This window comes from Actinoallomurus liliacearum (assembly GCF_039542035.1).
GTDB lineage: Bacteria > Actinomycetota > Actinomycetes > Streptosporangiales > Streptosporangiaceae > Actinoallomurus > Actinoallomurus liliacearum.
In genome coordinates, this window is record NZ_BAABHJ010000015.1 from 62,591 (window position 1) to 79,296 (window position 16,706).

Consider the following 16,706-nt stretch of genomic DNA (forward strand, 5'->3'; position numbering starts at 1 on the left):
CCGCCGCCGGCCGGTCCGGACAGGGCCTGTCACCAGTGGTCGAAGCTGAGCGGCTCGTCCTCGGGGCGGTCCGAACGGGACAGCAGCGCCAAGTCCGACTCGACCATCATCGCGACGAGTTCTTCGAAGGACACGCCCGGCTCCCAGCCGAGCTGGTCGCGGGCCTTCTTCGGGTCACCGCAGAGCAGGTCGACCTCGGCGGGCCGGGTCAGACCCGGATCGGCCGCCACGTGGTCCCGCCAGTCCAGACCCGCCGTGCTGAACGCCAGTTCGACGAGCTCGCGCACCGACTGGGTGCGGCCGGTGCCGATGACGTAGTCCTCCGGGGTGTCCTGGGCGAGCATCAGCCGCATCGCCTGGACGTAGTCGCCGGCGTACCCCCAGTCGCGCCGCGCCTCCAGATTGCCCAGCCGGAGCTCGCGGGCCAGGCCGAGCTTGATCCGCGCCACGCCGAGGGAGATCTTCCGGGTGACGAACTCCGCGCCCCGGCGCGGCGACTCGTGGTTGAACAGGATGCCGCTGACCGCGAACATCCCGTACGACTCGCGGTAGTTCTGGGTGATGAAGTGACCGTAGGTCTTGGCGACGCCGTAGGGGCTGCGCGGGTGGAACGGCGTCCGCTCGTTCTGTGGCGTCTCGCGCACCTGGCCGAACATCTCCGACGACGACGCCTGGTAGAAGCGGATCTGGCCGCCGCCGGGCGTGCGGGAACCGCTGATGCCGCTCACCACCCGGATCGCCTCGAGCATGCGGAGCACGCCCATGCCGGTGACCTCGGCGGTGATCTCCGCCTGCTGCCAGGATATCGGCACGAAGGAGATGGCGCCGAGGTTGTAGACCTCGTCGGGCCGGACCTTCTCCACGGCGGAGATCAGGCTGCCCTGGTCCAGGAGGTCGCCGTACGCCAGCCGCACGTCCCCGATGTGCTTGCGCAGCCTGGACACGTGCGGGTTCGCCTGTCCTCGGACCAGGCCCCACACCTCGTAGCCCTGCTCGAGCAGATGCTCGGCGAGGTACGAGCCGTCCTGACCGGTGATCCCGGTGATGAGCGCTCGCGTGGTCAGCGGAACCTCCAAGCTCACGGGGCTTTGCCCGTTTCGTGTGATCCCAGAGGTTAGCCGGACCACCGGGCGATGGCGATAGCGGCCCGATCGACTCCTGCGGCCGCGTCGCCGGGCGGGGCCGCAGGGAGTGGGGCCCGGCCGTCCCCGGGCCGCCACGGCCGGTACGGGCGCCCTCGCCGGGTGGGCCGCGCGCGTAGGATGTCGTGGTGCGCGATGAGGGAGGGGAGCGTCTCCGCCGGGCGGAGACGCCGGAGCCCGAGTCCGCGGGGGCCGGCGCGGCGACGACGGGCCGGGGCCCCGCTCCGCTGCGGCTCGGTGGGCGGACGCTCGACCGTCTCGTGGTGATGGCCGTGGTCAACCGGACCCCCGACTCCTTCTTCGACCGGGGCGCGACGTACGCCTTCGACGCCGCGCTGGCGGCCGTCGGGGCGGCGGCCGAGGCGGGCGCCGACATCGTCGACATCGGCGGCGTCAAGGCCGGGCCCGGCGAGGAGGTCGGGGTCGCCGAGGAGCTCCGGCGGGTCGTGGACCTGGTCGCGGCGGTGCGCGAGCGGTACCCGGGCGTTCTCGTCAGCGTCGACACCTGGCGGGCCGAGGTCGGCGAGGCGGTGGCGGAGGCCGGGGCCCACCTGCTCAACGACACCTGGGGCGGCCCGGATCCGCGGCTGGCCGAGGTGGCGGCGGCGTACGACATCGGGCTGGTCTGCGCGCACGCCGGGAGGTTGCGCCCGCGCACCCGACCGCACCGGATCGCCTACGACGACGTGGTCGAGGACGTCGTCCGGTACGTCACCGCCGAGGCCGAGCGGGCCGTCGCCCTGGGGGTGCGCCGCGACGCGATCCTCATCGACCCCGCCCACGACTTCGGGAAGAACACCCGCCACTCCCTCGAGATCACCCGCCGGCTGGGCGAGCTGGCCGCCACCGGCTGGCCCGTCCTGGTGGCCGTGTCGAACAAGGACTTCATCGGGGAGACGCTGGGCCGGCCGGTCGACAAACGCGGCGTCGGAACGATGGCGGTGCTGGGGGTCTCGGCGTGGCTGGGCGCCCGGGTCTTCCGGGTGCACGACGCCGCCGGCGCCCGGCGGGCGCTCGACGCCGTGGCCGCGCTGCGCCGGGACTTCGCCGAGCCGGGCCAGGGCGGCCCCGCGCAGCCGGGGCCGGGCGGTTCCGCGCCGGCCGGCGTGGACGACCCCGTGTTCGACCGGGACCACGCCGTCCGGAGCGCGGCCGCGGCGGGGGATCAGCGGGTCGTGGACTCCCGCTGACGCGCCCGGTAGGCGGCGACATGCATGCGGTTGCCGCACGTGCGGCTGTCGCAGTAGCGCCGGCAGCGGTTCCGGGACAGGTCGACGAGCACGCGGGAGCAGTCCGGGGCCTCGCACACGCGCAGGCGGTCGAGCTCGTCGGCGGCGATCACGTACGCGAGGGCGATGCCGCCCTCGGCGCCGAGGTGCTCGGCCAGGCGCGCGCCCGGCGCGAAGAAGTGCAGGTGCCAGTCGTACTCGTCGTGGTCGGTCAGGCGGGGGGAGATGCGCGCCTCGGCGATGACCGCGTTGATCAGCCGTATGGCCGACTCCTTGTCGTCCGCCGCGCGGAAGACCTCGTGCAACCGGTCGCGGAGGCGGTGGGTGGCACTGAGGTCGTCGGCGTCCAGGTCACAGGCGTCGCTCAGGTGGTTGAGGTCGACGAACCGCTGAAGGCTCGCCAGGTCGGGCAACTGCTCGGTCGTGGTGGCCGGCGGCCCGCTGTTGACCAGATCGACGACGATCTGGAGGGCGTGTTCGGTGTCATGGCTGAAGAGCACTTCGACTCCCGTTCGGGCGTCACGGTCCTTGGCGTAAGTAGCGTATGAGCTTACGCTACTTACAACGACTATCGGCCCTGCGTCTTCACATTGTGACGCCCCGCACGACCCCTGTGTGAACGAGCGCTGAGATTTGGGGAAGAGTGGGCGGCATGGGCCCGATGTCGCTTTTCCTGGGCGGGCTGGCCTTCGCCGTGGTGGTGCTGCTCGCCCGCAACCTGGCCGGCCGGCTGGGGCTACCGGAGGCGACCCTCCTGGTCGTGCTCGCCGCGGTGATGGGCTTCATCCCCGGAATCCCGCAGGTCCACCTCCCGCCGGACGTCGTCCTGATCGGTTTCCTGCCCCCCATCGTGTACCACGCGGCGTTCTTCACCGCGCCCCGCGAGGCCAAGGCGGACGCGGTCCCGATCATCACGCTGGCGGTCGCGCTCACCGTCGTGACGACGTTCGCGGCGGCGGCGGCCGCCCACACGGTCGTGACCGGGCTGGGCTGGGCGGCGGCCATCGCCTTCGGCGCGGCGGTCGCGCCGACCGACGCGGTCTCGGCGACCTCGATCCTGCAACGCCTCGGCGCGCCGCGCCGGGTCGTGACGATCCTCGAGGGCGAGAGCCTCATCAACGACGGCGTGGCCCTCACGGTGTTCAGCCTCGCCGTCGAGGCGCTGTCGCGCTCCTACACGTACGGGCACGGCGCGGCACGGCTCGCCGAGGTGGTCGTCGGCGGTGTCGCGTACGGCCTCTTCGTCGGTTTCGTCATCTCCCGGCTGCGGCGGCGGATCCGCGATGCGGGCAGCCAGATCGTCGTCTCCCTGCTGACGCCCTACCTCGCGTTCGTACCGGCCGACGAACTCGGCTTCTCGGGGATCCTCGCGACGGTCACGGCCGGGTTCTTCCTCGGCACGCGCGGCGAGGGCATGCTGCAGCCCGCGTCGCGCCTGGTCGGGCAGATGTTCTGGCGGGTGCTCGTCTACCTCCTCGAGTCGGCGCTGTTCGTGCTGCTCGGCCTGCAGCTCCGGCCGGTGCTGCGGGAGATCGCCGGCCACTCGCCGTCCCGGCTCGTCATGGGTGTCCTGGTGGTGGCGGCCATCATCATCGCCGTGCGCCTGGCCTGGTCGCTGTGGGTCTTCCCACTCGGGCGATATCTGCCGGGGCGGCACCTCGAGGTGGGCCACCTGAACGCGGGCGAGCGCTTCGCGATCGGCTGGAGCGGCATGCGCGGTGCCATCTCCCTGGCGATCGTGCTGTCCATGCCGGGGGCCGTCCTCGGCTCGCCGCTGCCCGGCCGCCAGGAGGTCATCTTCCTCACCGCCGCGATCGTCTTCGTCACCCTGGTCGGCCAGGCGATGACGCTGCCGGTGGTCCTGCGCAGGTTCGGGCTGGCCGAATCCGACCGGCAGCGCATCGAGCAGATGGCCGCCCGGCGGGCCGTGCTGGAGGCGGCCCTGGACCGGTTGGACACGCTCGTCGAGAACGACGAGGTGGACGAGCGCGCCGCACAGACCTACCGGCAGCTTTACGAGGACCGGCTCCGGCGTGTCCGGGCCGAGCTGGACGGGGGCGTGGAGGAAGATGGACAGGTCGACCCGATCGCGCTGCGGCGCGACCTGATCCGGGTACAGCGGGAGCGGCTCGACGGGCTGTACCGCAAGGGGAAGATCAACGCGGACGCGCTGCGGGCGGTGCGCCGGCGGCTCGACCTGGACGACCCGGATCTGCGCCGCGACGTCGGCTTGTCCGGCGCGTCCCACGTTACTCTCCGTAATTGCGACAAAGTCGGCATCGGGCCGGTGATGACGTCGACAACGGCGAGATCGGGGCGGCGATCACGCCGAGAACGTGTGACTGTCCGTAAACTCGGTACGGCGGATCAGGTGCGAGTCTAAGGAGTCAGATGGCCGAGCAAGCGGAGTTGCCGCAGGAACGGCCGGCGACGCAGGATCAACCACAGAACATCGGGCGGGCCGACCAGGCCGGGCGATCGGCGGCCTCCGGGCCGGTGCCGGGGCGTCCGGAGGGGCCCGGCGGCACGGTCCGCATCGTCGACCTGCCGGAGTCGGACCAGAAGTCCCTGCGGACGGCCCTGCGGCACGACACGCCGTTGCACGACCTGCTCGGCCTGGAGATGGTCGAGATCGGGGAGGACCACGCGGTGCTGTCCATGCCGATCCGGCCGCAGGCGTTCAACAGCACCGGCAACCTGCACGGCGGTGCGATCGCCACGCTGATCGACGTGGCGGCGGGCACGGCGGCGGCACGGGGGAGCGGGTTCGAGCCGGGCCGGCAGAGTCTCGTAACGGCCGACCTGCACGTCCGGTACCTCGGCCGCCCGCACGGCGACCAGGTGTACGCGCGCGCCCAGGTGCTGAAGGCGGGCCGCCAGCTCATCGTCGTCGAGTGCCGGGTCACCGACGTCGAGCATCGCGTCATCGCGGCGGCGGACTTCAGCATGATGATCGTTCCGTTGCGCAAACCGCTGCGGCCCGTCGCGAGCGCCAAGGACACCGACCCGGACCTGTGACCGCGGCGGGGCCCGGCACGCGGAACCGCGCGCCGGGCCACCGCGGCTCCGGTCAGCCCGGGTTGGCGACCAGCGTGTTGAAGAGGGCCGGCAGGTTGGGGCTGCCCATGCCCGTCGAGAGGTCGAAGCCGGCCGTCGCCGGGTAGTACAGGTTGTTGCCCGCGACGACGTCGGTGTACGGCTTGTTGGCCCCGGCCACGCTCAGCGCGTGGTAGAGGGTGTCCGGGCCGAAGCAGAACACGTGGGCGCGCGCGAGCAGGCCCTGGTTCACCAGCGCCATTCCGGCCGCCCAGATGGGCGCCGCCGCGCTCGTGCCGCCGGACGACACCCACCGGCCCCGGTAGTAGATCGGCAGGTCGATCGCGACCGCGGAGACGTCCGGCACCTCGCGGCCGCCGGTGGTGGAGTACCGGTTGTCGACGCCGGGCGCCTGCTGGAACGTCTCTCGCTGGTGGACCTTGCTCACGCCACCGCCGCTGCCCCACTGGTTCTCGCACCGGGACAGGTTGGACCGGTCGGACCAGACGGTCTCCTGCGTACGGGTGCCGTTCGGCGCGAAGCCCAGCCGGGTGCCGCCGACCGCGACCACGTAGGGCGAGGTCGAGGGGAAGGACACGTCGAGCGAGCCGTAGGTCCGGTCGCCGAACGCCCCGCAGTCACCGCTGGAGATGAACACCGTCATTCTCTCGGCCACGGTGAGGATGCGCAGGTTCTGGTCGATCGCCTGCATGATGGACGGGGACAGGTAGCCCTCCGGGCCGCCCATGCTGATGCTGACGATGCTGCCCGCGGGGTTCTTCGACAGGTCGTAGTTATTGTCGATGATGCGCTGCAGCGCGTTGTTCAGCGCGGCCCACGAGTCGGCGCCGTTGCCGGTGTTCAGCAGCGCCGGGTCCTCCTGGTAGTCCACGATGCGCAGGTTGGGGGCCAGCCCCGCCAGCATCTGGATGTCGAGGGTGGCCTCCGCGCCGACCGCCGGCTCGGTGGCGCCGAGGTTCACGTTGCTCAACTGGATGTGCGAGCCGGTGCACGCGACATAGTTGGCGACGTCGTTCCGGTCGTACCCGTCCATCTCGACGAGGTTGACCGTCATGTTCTCGCCGTGCCAGCCCTGGTTCCACAGCTGGTTGTAGCCGTACGCGGCGGCGACCCGGTCGTGGGAGGCGAACCGCTGCGGAAACCGCTGGATGCAGCGGGCCGCCCGCGCCGGGAGGGCCCGCCCGGGCAGCGCGGCGCCGAGCGGTCCACGGGACTTGGGCGCCATGCTGTAGCTCTCCAGGCCGGTGACGGCCAGGATGTACGGCTTGAGCGCCTCGGGGATCTGCGGCGGGTGGTTGGGGTCGGGCGTGAAGTACGTCCGGCCGTTCAGCCGGTGGGTGACGAAGGACGTCCGCAGCAGCTGGGCGGCCTGCCCGGCCTTCACGTCGAAGGTCACGTTCGTCCGCGTCTTGCTGGTCTTGGCCTGGATGTGGGCGCTGTTCAGGTAGGCCTGGAACTTCTGGATCGTCTGGTCGCTGACGCCGAGCTCCTTGCCGACGTCACCGGCGGTCTGCGACGGGCTCTTGCCGTGCCCGTACTTCTTCCAGGCCTCGTCGCTGACCTTCAGCGTGACGCCGACGTGGAGGGTCTGACCGTCCGGAACCCGGCCGGTCACCGGCGCCTTGAGCACCTTGTCCGGGATCCCGAGGTCGAGCGTCGTGTATTTCCAGGTGGCGGCGGCCGTCGGCGATGCCGACGGCTTGCTGGAGCTCCCCGAACTCCCGCATCCACTCAGCACGGTCAGTGCGAGCACCACACTGAGACATGCGGCCCGGCGCTTGCGCACGGATGTACCCCGTTTCCTCGTCTGGGACTGTCGACACACGCGGCGGATCCGCGCGTGAGCGCTCAGACGAGCGCGACATACCGCCGGTTCCACTCGTTGCGGTGGGTTTCCGTCTTCCCAGGCAGCGGAGGTCGGCCGGGGATGGATGTGACGCCGGTAGCCGGAGGACCGCTCCTGCAGCGTGTGCCCGCATACGATGACAGAACGGACATATCCCCGCAACAAGATCGGCCCCGCTCCCGGCGGGTCGCCGGGAGCGGGGCCGGAACGCTCCGCCGGGTCAGCCGCGGAGGTTCGGGGTGCCCAGGGCCGCGTGCGCCTGCCGGATCTGGGACCAGGACTCGGGCCGCGCCGTCGCGGCGGCCGGCTGCGGCGGGGCGGCCGGCCGTCCCGGCGTGTACAGCCAGGTCTGGAACAGCGCGCCGAGCCGCTGCCCGGAGAGGCGCTCGGCGAGCGCGATGAACTCCGGGATCGTCCCGTTGCCGTACCTCTTCAGTGACGCCCAGGTGCGCAGGGTCGTGAAGAAGGCCCGGTCGCCGACCTTCGCCCGCAGCGCCTGCAGGGCCATCGCGCCACGGTCGTACACGGCGTCGGCGAACTGGTTCTCACCGGGTCCCGGGTCGCCTGGCTTGACCTGCCAGAACGGGTCGTCGGCCGGATAGGAGTCGTAGGCCGTCCGCGCGAGCTCGGCGGCCGTGCCCTCACCGTGCTGCTCCGACCACAGCCACTCGGCGTACGTCGCGAAGCCCTCGTTCAGCCAGATGTCGCTCCAGCGGGACAGTGAGACGCTGTCGCCGAACCACTGGTGGGCGTTCTCGTGCACGACGAGGTACGGCCGGGGCCCGTTACGGAAGCCGTACGGGCTGTAGAACACCCGCGTCTGCGTCTCCAGGGCGAAGTGGGAGGTCACGTTCGGCACGTACCCGCCGAGCGAGGTGAACGGATAGGGACCGAAGATCTTGCTCTCCCAGTCGACGACCTCGGCGGTGCGCTCGACGCTCTGCCGGGCCGCCGCCGCCCGGTCGGCCGGCAGGTCGGGGCTGTAGGCGGTGATGACCGGCAGGCCGCTCTTCGTGCGGGACCGGTGGACGTCGAACTTACCGACGGCCAGCGTCGTCAGGTACGTCGCCTGCGGCCGGGTCTCACGCCAGCCGTACCGCGTCCAGCCGTTCGCGGTACGGGCGCCGGTCGGCTCGCCGTTGCTGATCGTCTGCAGGCCCTCCGGCACGGCGATCTCGACGTCGAACGTGGCCTTGTCGAGCGGGTGGTCGTTGCTCGGGAACCACCACCACGCGCTCTCCGGCTCCTGCGCGGCCACCGCGCCGTCCGGGGTACGGGCCCAGCCGACGTAGTCGCCGTACTTCTTCGTCGACGGGACGCCGGAGTAGCGGACGACGACGGTGAGCGGCCGCCCCTTCCGTACGACGGCCGCCGGGGTGATGACCAGCTCGTGGGCGCCGGACGTGGTGAACCGCGCGGACCGCCCGTCGACCGTGACGGAGGAGACGTCGAGCAGGAAGTCGAGGTCGAAGCGGGTGAGGTCCTGCGTGGCTCGCGCGGTGATCGTCGCCGTCCCGTCGAGACGGTCGTCGGACGGCCGGTACTTCAGGTCCAGGTCGTAGTGGGCGACGTCGTAGCCGCCGTTGCCATAGTCCGGATAGTAGGGGTCGCCGATGCCCGGCGCGCCCGGCCCCGCGTCGGCGTGGGCGGCGGTCGCCGCGAGGAGGACGCCGGCGGCGGCCAGGACCGCGGTCAGTGATCTGCTGCGCATTCACTCTCCCGATTTCTCCGAGTCAACCCACTCGGATAATAGAGATCTTTCGGGTGAGTGGAAGGCGCAGCAGTGGCCGAATTCGATCAGTGGGTCAGCCGGACGTGTTCGTGTGTCACCGCCTCGATGTCCGCCGCCGCCAGGTCCAGCAACCGGTGGGCGAGGTCGGACAGCGCCCGCGACGCCGCGAGCTCCGCGCCGATCTCGGGAACGTCCCAGTCGGCGGGGTTGCACCGTGCCCGCCCCTGCCCGCGTACCCTCTCGGTCTCCCGGGCGATCAGCCGCGCCTCCGCGTAGGTCTGACCGTCCTCCTCGTCGAGGACGACCTCGACGGACCAGCGGTCCTCCGTTCGCATCTCTGCCTCCCCTTTTCAACGCAACTGCCTTCTACTCACGAGGCTTCACCCGGGACGACGGCGAGGGCAGGGGCGAAGGTCCCTCACTGCCCCCATATGCGGCGCGACCTGCTATTCAGACCAGATGTGGTGACATATCGCGAACCGTCCGAAGCGGTGACGACCGTGGCGTACCGTGGGCCGGGTCTTCCTGAAGTCCTCCTGAAATCGATCGATCGGGAGTCGCCCGGCACATGGAGTCACCGCATCGGTTCGAGATTCCCCGCCTGACCGCTCTCCTCCTGCACGCGCTGCCCAGGGTCGTCGAAGGCATGATCGCCCCCGTCGTCGTGTTCTACGCGGGTCTCGTCGTCCTCGGGCTGAACGGCGCGCTGGTGACCGCGGTGGCCTGGGTCTACGGCGGGATCGCCGTCCGGGTCGTTCGCCGCAGACCGGTGCCCGGCACGCTGCTGCTCGCGGCGCTCGGCGTCACCGCCCGCGCCGCGCTGGCGGCCGTCACGGGCAGTGCCGTGGTCTACTTCCTGCAGCCGACCCTGGGCACGATGCTCGTCGCGGTCTCCTTCCTGGCCTCGGTCCCGCTCGGTCGTCCCCTCGCCGCCAAGGTCGCCACCGACCTGGTGCCGTTGCCCGAGGCGTTCCTCGCGCACGCCCGCGTCCGCCGCTTCTTCCTGCAGATCTCGCTGTTGTGGTCCCTGACCTTCACGCTCAACACCGCCATCAGCCTCTGGCTGCTGTTCAGCCAGTCGATCGGGACCTTCCTGTGGGTGCGGACCGCGGCGGTGGCCACCCTGGGCGCGACCGCGGTGCTCATCTCGGTGTGGGGTTTCAAGCGCTGCGTGAACCGGGTCACCGCCGCCCCCGCCTGACCGGAGTCAGCGCGCAAGAGCGCCGATGACCCGGGAATTCCGGCGAACAATCCCAAGGCGCGTGACATCTCTCAATATGAGGGCATCTGGCCCCGAAGAGTTGATCGTCCGCCCAAGGAGAGATTCGCGGTGAAGCGCCGAGTGATGCTCGCGGTGACCGGAGCGACGCTGCTGTTGTCGACCACGGGATGCGGATTGGGCGGCTCCTCGTCGTCGCCGGCCACGGTCACGATCACGCCGGTCAACGGCGCGGCCGACAGTCGCCCCGACCAGCCCATCGTCGTCAAGGCCGCGAAGGGCAGGCTGCGCGACGTGACCGTACGGGACGCCGGCGGGCAGGTCGCCGGAACGTTCGACAAGGGACACGTCCAGTGGACGTCGGCCGGGACGCTCAAGCCGGCGACGAAGTACACCGTCACCGCGACCGCGAAGAACTCCGGCGGCAAGACCACCACGGCGAACAGCGCCTTCCAGACGCTGACTCCGAAGCAGACGTTCGGCGTCGCCGACATCACCCCCATGCCGGGTGAGACGGTCGGCGTCGGCATGCCGCTCATCGTCAAGTTCAGCGACCCGGTCTACAACAAGGCCAACGTCGAACGCGCCCTGAGCGTCACCTCCTCCAAGCACGCCGAGGGCGCCTGGCACTGGTTCGGGAACCAGGAGGCCGTCTACCGGACCAAGGACTACTGGCAACCCCACCAGACCGTGACGTTCACCGCGCACCTGGCCGGGGTCCGGGGCGCCCAGGACACCTACGGGACCAAGGACTACAGCCGCTCCTTCACGATCGGTGACTCCCACATCAGCGCCGTCGACGTGAAGACGCACCAGATGACCGTCGCGGTCGACGGCCGGACCGTCAAGACCGCCGCGATCAGCGCGGGCAAGGGCGGCGAGCGCAAGTACACCACCACGAACGGCGTCCACGCCGTCATGGGCAAGCAGAGCCCGGTCACGATGACGTCCGGCTGGATGGGCGTCACGGACACGAGCAACCCGAACTACTACAGCCTGACCGTCTACCAGGCCGTGCAGATCTCCTCCAGCGGCGAGTACGTCCACTCCGCGCCCTGGTCGGTCGGCTCCCAGGGCCGGGAGAACGTCAGCCACGGCTGCGTCAACGCGCCGCCCTCCTTCGCCAAGTGGTTCTACGACCTGTCGAACCGCGGGGACATCGTCAAGGTCACCGGCACCGACCGGGAGCTCGAACCGGACAACGGCTTCGGCTACTGGCAGCTCTCCTGGGCCGACTGGGTCAAGGGCAGCGCCCTGCGCTGACTCCGGCCCGGCGCCGTGCGCCCACTCCGGGTGGGCGTCGTGCGCCGACCCCGGCGGATCGCGTGGTGACGAGCGGGCACGGGCCCCACCTGGCAGGATGGGCCCGTGCTCGATGTCGTGGGATGGGTTCACATGTCGCAGGGACGGCTGCTGGCCGTCCGCGCCCGGCAGCGCGACCGGCTCTACCTGCCCGGTGGCAAGCGCGAGCCGGGGGAGGACGACTGGACCGCCCTGTCCCGTGAGGTGCGTGAGGAGCTCGGCGTCCGGCTCGACCGGGGCACCTTCCGGTCGATCGGGGTGGTCGAGGCGCCCGCGCACGACCAGCCGCCGGGCACGCGCGTCCGGATGGCCTGCTACACCGCCGACTACGAGGGGGACCTGGCCGCCACCGGAGAGGTCGACGAGTGGCTCTACGTCGACCCCGACGACGAGCACCTCCTCGCCCCGGCGGTGCGCGCCGCGCTGGAGCTGACGCGGTGAAGGTGAGCGTGGTCGTGCCGGTGTACAACACCGGCGAGGACCTCTCCCGGTGCGTCGAGTCCGTCCTCGGCCAGACGCTCGACGACTATGAGGTGATCTTCGCCGACGACGGCTCGGACGACGGCACCGAGAAGCGCCTCGACGGGCTGGCCGCCGAGCACGACCGCGTCCGGGTCATCCATCTCCCGCCCAGCGGCGGGCCCGGCGGCCCGCGCAACGCCGGCATCGACGCGGCCTGCGGCGACTACGTCTACTTCCTCGATGACGACGACTGGCTCGGCCCCGAGGCGCTCGAGCGCATGCACGCCATGGCGGTCCGCAACGACGCCGACATCGTGATCGGCAAGATGGTCGGCCACGGCCGCGCGGTGCCCCGCGCGATGTTCCGGCAGTCCCGGGACCGCGCCGACGTGCTCAAGGACGCGTTGTACGGCATCCTCACGCCGCACAAGCTGTTCCGCCGGTCGTTCCTCGACGCGCACCGGATCCGGTTCCCGGAGGGACCGGTACGGCTGGAGGACCACCGGTTCGTCCTCAAGGCCTACTTCCGGGCCGGCGTCATCTCGGTGCTCGCCGACTATCCGTGCTGTCACTGGGTGCGGCGCCCCGGCAGCTACTCCCGCAGCCGGCCGGACCCCGCGCACTACTACGGCGCGCTGCGCGAGGTCCTCGACATCGTCGACGAGCACGTCGCTCCCGGTCCCGACCGGGAGCGGTACTACGCCCACTGGTACCGCGGGAAGATCCTCAAACGGCTCGGGGAGAAGAGCTTCCTGGAGGCCCCGCCGGACTACCGCCGCGCCGTCTACGACGAGGCCCGGCGGCTGGTCGTCGAGCGGTTCGGCGAGAGCATCGACCGGTCGCTGCCGCTCCGGATGCGCGTCCGCGCCGCCCTCCTGCGCGCCGACGCGTACGACGACCTGTTCGGCCTGGTCGAGGCCGAACGCGGCGTCACCCTCGCCACCACCGTGGACGACCTGCGGTGGGACGAGGACCGGCTCGTCGTGCGCTTCACCGCCCGTCTCGTCCACGCCGACGGCACGCCGTTCGCCGTACGCGACGGCCGGTGGCGGCCGCCCGTGCCGCTGCCGGTCCCCGCCGACGTGCTCGACGCCGCCGGCGAGGGGCGCCGTCTCGACCTCTACATCCGGCACCGGAAGGATTCGGCGGACCATCTCCTGCCGGTGACGGTCGAGTCGTCGGACGCGTTCGCGATGTCCGGCATGGCCGTGGTCGATCCCGCCGCCGACCCGGTGCTCACGCCCGGCGTCTGGGACTTCGTCGCGCGGTTCGACACCGGCGGGTGGACCGTCGCGCGTCGCCTGGAGGGCGGCGAGCGGATCGCCCACCGGGGGCGCCTGGCGCCGTACCGCACCGAGAACGGCAGGCTGAGCGTCCGCGTCCTCGCATCCGAGGCCGAGCGCGACGGTTCGCGGGGCCCGCTGCTGCGGCGCGCGATCAAGAAAATCCCCGGCGCCCGTCAGGCCGTACGCCGCCTGCGCGCCTGATCTGGAGTGATTCCGCCGCTCGGCGGGCACGGCCCCCCGCCCTGTTGTAGGGTCTCGTGATCATGACGAGATCGGTGCGAGCGTTCGCAGCGGCCGGGGCGATGGCCGCCCTGCTGCTGAGCGGGGCGTGTTCAGACGGCAAGCCCAAGGCCGCCGCGGCGGACTCCGGGAAGGTCGTCACGACCCAGGTCGTCCTGCTGAAGAAGTACGACGCCGGCTCGGGCGCCCTGGAGTACCAGGGCACCCAGAAGGTGCAGGAACCCGACGAGGCGATCGAGCCGACCGGGCCCGTGCGGACCGCCACCGTCGCGAAGGACGCCACCGTGCTCAGCGCGGTCAACATCTGCTCCGGCGACGACGCGACCGTCGACGAGAAGACCGGCGTCGGCGTCAAGCCCTGCACGCTGCAGCAGCTCGAAGCCGCCATCAAGGACGGCGCGCAGGTCGACGCCTACCTGACGATGAAGGGCAGCACCGTCACCAAGGTCGCCGAGGTCTACCACCCGTAGGGCCTGTCTCGAAGCCCCGCCGTCCTACCGCACGGACGGGAACTTCGAGATGATCCCCAGCCCGGCGGCCGCCACGGCATGTGCCCGCGCCGGCCGCCGATGGCCGGCGCTCAGACGGCGACGGTCTCCAGCTTGAGGCCCAGGGACGCGAACTGCTCCGCCGGCCGGTGGTAGCCCCGCTCGATGTGGTGCACACCGCGCAGGGTGGACGTGCCGTCGGCCACGGACGCCGCCAGGACGGCCGAGAACCCGGCGCGCACGTCGGGCATGGTCACGTCGGCGCCGGTCAGCTTGGACACCCCGCGGACGACCGCCGAGTGCACCGAGTTGCTGTCGTGGAACCGGCACGCGGGACCGCCGAGGCAGGCGTTGAAGACCTCGATCTCGCAGCCCATCTTCTTCAGCGCGGGCACGTACACCAGGCGGTTCTCGAACACCGTCTCGTGCAGTACGGACATTCCCTCGGCCTGGGTGAACAGCACCATGAGGGGCTGCTGCCAGTCGGTCATGTAGCCCGGGTGCGTGTCGGTGTGCACGGCGGCCGGGCGCAGCCCGTCCGGCGCGGACGCGGTGATCCACTCGTCGGTGATCTCGAAGCGGGCGCCCATCCGGGCCAGCGTGGTGATCGCGGTGACGAGGCGGTCCTGCGCGCAGCCGTGCACGCGGACCTCGCCGCGGGTGATGAGCCCCGCGACGAGATAGGAGAACGCCTCCAGACGGTCCCCGGCGAGCCGCGTCGACGCGCCCTTCAGCCGGTCGACGCCCTCGATGACGATTCGGCGGTCGGGGCTCAGCTCGATGTGCGCGCCCATGCGCTGCAGGAACAGCGCCAGCTCGACGACCTCGGGCTCCATCGCGGCGCCGCGCAGCACCGTCTTGCCCTCGGCCAGCACCGCGGTCATCAGCACGGTCTCGGTGGCGCCGACGCTGGGGTACGGCAGGTCGATCCGCGCGCCGTACAGGCGGCTCGCGCGGGCGGCGATGCCGGTGTCGCCCACCTCCACCTCCGCGCCCATCGCGCGAAGGGCGTCGACGTGGAAGTCGACGGGCCGGCGGCCGATCGGGTCTCCGCCGACCAGGGGCACGAACGCCTCCCCGGTGAGGTGGAGCAGTGGGCCGACCATGAGGATGGGAATGCGGTTGAGCCCGGTGAACGCCCTGGGCACGCGCGGCTCGGTCACCGCTCCGGGCGAGACCGTGATGTCGGGGCCGGTGCGTTCGACGGTGTGTCCGAGGGCCTCCAGCATCGCGCCGGTGATCTCCACGTCGCCCACCTCGGGAGCGTTGCGGATCGTGCTCTCGCCCTCGCCGAGCATCGCCGCGACCATGTGCTTGGTGACGGCGTTCTTCGAACCGCGCACGTGGATGTCGCCGCGCAGCGGTCCGGAGGGTTCTACCTTCCATGCCTCTTCAGCCACGGCGACCACTGTACGGTGCGACCGCGTCGCATCCGTGCCGCCCACCCGCCGGGGCCGCGCCGTGTCGCCACTAAGATGCGCGCGCCGGCAGGCGCCCGTCGCCTGCGACGAGGCGAGCGATAACCGCGGTCTGGTTCGATGAACGCCATGGACATGAGCGTCGTTATCGGAGATTGGCCCGACCGTCCGCCGGAGGAGGCCCTGCACACGGCGGCGATCGCCGACCGGCTGCGGTTCGGGGAACTCTGGATCGGTGAGACCGACACGTGGGATGCGTTCGCCCTGGCGTCCGCGATCGGCCTGGCCACCGACCAGATCGAGATGACGGTCGGCCCGTTGCCCGTGACCGTCCGCGACCCGATGATGATCGCGATGGGGGCCGCGTCGGTCGCCGCCCTCACGCGCAGGCGGATCGGGGTCGCGCTCGGCACGTCGAGCCCGCGGGTGGTAGAGCGGTGGCACGGCCGGTCGGGGGAGCGCCCGGCGACCGCCCTCGAGGAGAGCGCGCGGGCCGTTCGGGCGCTGCTGACCGGCGAGCGGGTCGACCTGGACGGCGAGGTCGTGCGGACGCACGGCTTCCGGCTCAGGCTGGCGCCGCCCGGCGGGCCGCTCAGTGTGGCGGCCTTCGGTGACCGGGCGGTACGGACGGCGGCCGAGCACGCGGACCGGATGCTGATCGACATGGTGTCGCCGGGGGTCGCCGCCGACCTGCGGGCGACACTGGACGCGGCGGCGGGCAAGGCCGGGCGCCGCGCGCCCCGGCTGGTCGCGTGGCTGCCCGCGGCCGTCGATCCGACGCCGGAGTCGTACGCGCAGTTGATGTGGAGCATCGTCCCGTACCTCGGGCTGCCCGGGTACGCCGAGGCGTTCACCGACGTCGGCCTGGGCGACGCGGTGGCCATGGCACGGGACGGAGCCCAGCCGAAGGAACTGCTGACCGCTCTGCCCTTCGACGTCGCGGGCCGGGTCGGACTGGTGGGCACCGCGGACGAGGTGCGGGCGCGCCTGCGGGAGTACGCCGACGCCGGGGTGGACGAGGTCGCGGTGGTCCCGGCGACGGGCGGCGATCCCGGGGGCGAGCGCACGCTCACCGCGATCCGGCGCCTCACCCGGTAGCCGGACACGTTTCACCGGGGCGTCACCCGGCGCGGTGGCCGGGCCGCTGGGCGGCACGCGCGTCGCCGGACGACCGGCCGGTGCGGCCGTGCGGCCCGGCGGCGACCGGCACACGCGCCGCCGGACCATCGGCCGGTGCGGCGGTGCGGCGGTGCGGCGGTGCGGCGGTGCGGCGGTGCGGCGGTGC

At 71.7% G+C, this 16,706-nt stretch carries 15 protein-coding genes; 9 read left to right on the forward strand and 6 right to left on the reverse strand.

Annotated elements, in window-relative coordinates:
- Positions 1 to 29: 29 nt before the first annotated feature.
- A complete protein-coding gene (gmd, locus tag ABD978_RS22575; RefSeq protein ID WP_345357862.1) occupies positions 30 to 1,064 on the reverse strand; it encodes a GDP-mannose 4,6-dehydratase in 1,035 nt (344 codons plus the stop codon).
- 206 nt (positions 1,065 to 1,270) lie between these two features.
- On the opposite strand from gmd, the gene folP reads away from it, so the two are divergent.
- A complete protein-coding gene (gene folP, locus ABD978_RS22580) occupies positions 1,271 to 2,332 on the forward strand; it encodes a dihydropteroate synthase (RefSeq protein ID WP_345357812.1) in 1,062 nt (353 codons plus the stop codon).
- Here folP and ABD978_RS22585 read toward each other — a convergent pair.
- Positions 2,308 to 2,871 carry a CGNR zinc finger domain-containing protein gene (locus ABD978_RS22585; RefSeq protein WP_345357814.1) on the reverse strand — a complete coding sequence of 188 codons (564 nt, stop codon included), beginning with the start codon at positions 2,869 to 2,871 and terminating at the stop codon, positions 2,308 to 2,310. The genes folP and ABD978_RS22585 overlap by 25 nt on opposite strands.
- A gap of 161 nt (positions 2,872 to 3,032) precedes the next feature.
- Between ABD978_RS22585 and ABD978_RS22590 the strand changes: the two genes are divergently transcribed.
- Positions 3,033 to 4,754, forward strand: a complete 1,722-nt coding sequence (locus ABD978_RS22590) for a Na+/H+ antiporter (RefSeq protein WP_345357817.1) — start codon at positions 3,033 to 3,035, stop codon at positions 4,752 to 4,754.
- A gap of 8 nt (positions 4,755 to 4,762) precedes the next feature.
- Positions 4,763 to 5,389 carry a PaaI family thioesterase gene (locus ABD978_RS22595; protein WP_345357820.1) on the forward strand — a complete coding sequence of 209 codons (627 nt, stop codon included), beginning with the start codon at positions 4,763 to 4,765 and terminating at the stop codon, positions 5,387 to 5,389.
- Positions 5,390 to 5,441: 52 nt separating this feature from the next.
- On the opposite strand, the gene ABD978_RS22600 is transcribed toward ABD978_RS22595, so the two are convergent.
- The 3 genes from ABD978_RS22600 to ABD978_RS22610 all read right to left on the reverse strand — a co-directional run bounded on the left by ABD978_RS22600 (position 5,442) and on the right by ABD978_RS22610 (position 9,341).
- Complete coding sequence (locus tag ABD978_RS22600; RefSeq protein WP_345357823.1) at positions 5,442 to 7,214, reverse strand: S53 family peptidase; 1,773 nt, start codon at positions 7,212 to 7,214, stop codon at positions 5,442 to 5,444.
- A 280-nt stretch (positions 7,215 to 7,494) separates the two neighbouring features.
- Positions 7,495 to 8,985 (reverse strand): M1 family metallopeptidase, encoded by a 1,491-nt coding sequence (locus ABD978_RS22605; RefSeq protein WP_345357826.1) that lies wholly within the window; start codon positions 8,983 to 8,985, stop codon positions 7,495 to 7,497.
- A gap of 86 nt (positions 8,986 to 9,071) precedes the next feature.
- Positions 9,072 to 9,341, reverse strand: coding sequence for a DUF1876 domain-containing protein (locus ABD978_RS22610; RefSeq protein WP_345357829.1), 270 nt, complete (start codon positions 9,339 to 9,341; stop codon positions 9,072 to 9,074).
- Positions 9,342 to 9,574: 233 nt separating this feature from the next.
- Here ABD978_RS22610 and ABD978_RS22615 point away from each other — a divergent pair, with 233 nt between their 5' ends.
- From ABD978_RS22615 to ABD978_RS22635, 5 genes are all read left to right on the forward strand, one after another.
- Positions 9,575 to 10,207, forward strand: coding sequence for a VC0807 family protein (locus ABD978_RS22615; protein ID WP_345357832.1), 633 nt, complete (start codon positions 9,575 to 9,577; stop codon positions 10,205 to 10,207).
- A 129-nt stretch (positions 10,208 to 10,336) separates the two neighbouring features.
- Positions 10,337 to 11,488 (forward strand): L,D-transpeptidase, encoded by a 1,152-nt coding sequence (locus tag ABD978_RS22620; protein ID WP_345357835.1) that lies wholly within the window; start codon positions 10,337 to 10,339, stop codon positions 11,486 to 11,488.
- 105 nt (positions 11,489 to 11,593) lie between these two features.
- Positions 11,594 to 11,968: an NUDIX hydrolase gene (locus tag ABD978_RS22625; RefSeq protein WP_345357838.1), complete on the forward strand. Its 375-nt coding sequence runs from the start codon at positions 11,594 to 11,596 to the stop codon at positions 11,966 to 11,968.
- The gene (locus ABD978_RS22630; RefSeq protein ID WP_345357841.1) at positions 11,965 to 13,476 is read left to right on the forward strand and encodes a glycosyltransferase family 2 protein; all 1,512 of its coding nucleotides are present in this window, start codon (positions 11,965 to 11,967) and stop codon (positions 13,474 to 13,476) included. The genes ABD978_RS22625 and ABD978_RS22630 overlap by 4 nt, the downstream gene beginning before the upstream one ends.
- Before the next feature lie 62 nt (positions 13,477 to 13,538).
- Positions 13,539 to 13,985, forward strand: a complete 447-nt coding sequence (locus ABD978_RS22635) for a hypothetical protein (protein ID WP_345357844.1) — start codon at positions 13,539 to 13,541, stop codon at positions 13,983 to 13,985.
- A gap of 110 nt (positions 13,986 to 14,095) precedes the next feature.
- Here ABD978_RS22635 and murA read toward each other — a convergent pair whose 3' ends face one another.
- Entirely contained in the window at positions 14,096 to 15,403 is a 1,308-nt protein-coding gene (gene murA / locus ABD978_RS22640) for a UDP-N-acetylglucosamine 1-carboxyvinyltransferase (RefSeq protein ID WP_345357847.1), read from the reverse strand.
- A 153-nt stretch (positions 15,404 to 15,556) separates the two neighbouring features.
- Between murA and ABD978_RS22645 the strand changes: the two genes are divergently transcribed.
- Positions 15,557 to 16,519 (forward strand): LLM class F420-dependent oxidoreductase, encoded by a 963-nt coding sequence (locus tag ABD978_RS22645; RefSeq protein ID WP_345357850.1) that lies wholly within the window; start codon positions 15,557 to 15,559, stop codon positions 16,517 to 16,519.
- The last annotated feature ends 187 nt before the right edge of the window (positions 16,520 to 16,706 follow it).

What these genes read in the sequence shown, in the direction of transcription:
- ABD978_RS22590 (WP_345357817.1), top strand. Translation starts at nt 3,033, where the DNA reads ATGTCGCTTTTCCTGGGCGGGCTGGCCTTCGCCGTGGTGGTGCTGCTC.
- ABD978_RS22595 (WP_345357820.1), top strand. Translation starts at nt 4,763, where the DNA reads ATGGCCGAGCAAGCGGAGTTGCCGCAGGAACGGCCGGCGACGCAGGAT.
- ABD978_RS22605 (WP_345357826.1), bottom strand. Translation starts at nt 8,985, where the DNA reads ATGCGCAGCAGATCACTGACCGCGGTCCTGGCCGCCGCCGGCGTCCTC.
- ABD978_RS22610 (WP_345357829.1), bottom strand. Translation starts at nt 9,341, where the DNA reads ATGCGAACGGAGGACCGCTGGTCCGTCGAGGTCGTCCTCGACGAGGAG.
- ABD978_RS22615 (WP_345357832.1), top strand. Translation starts at nt 9,575, where the DNA reads ATGGAGTCACCGCATCGGTTCGAGATTCCCCGCCTGACCGCTCTCCTC.
- ABD978_RS22635 (WP_345357844.1), top strand. Translation starts at nt 13,539, where the DNA reads ATGACGAGATCGGTGCGAGCGTTCGCAGCGGCCGGGGCGATGGCCGCC.
- ABD978_RS22645 (WP_345357850.1), top strand. Translation starts at nt 15,557, where the DNA reads ATGAGCGTCGTTATCGGAGATTGGCCCGACCGTCCGCCGGAGGAGGCC.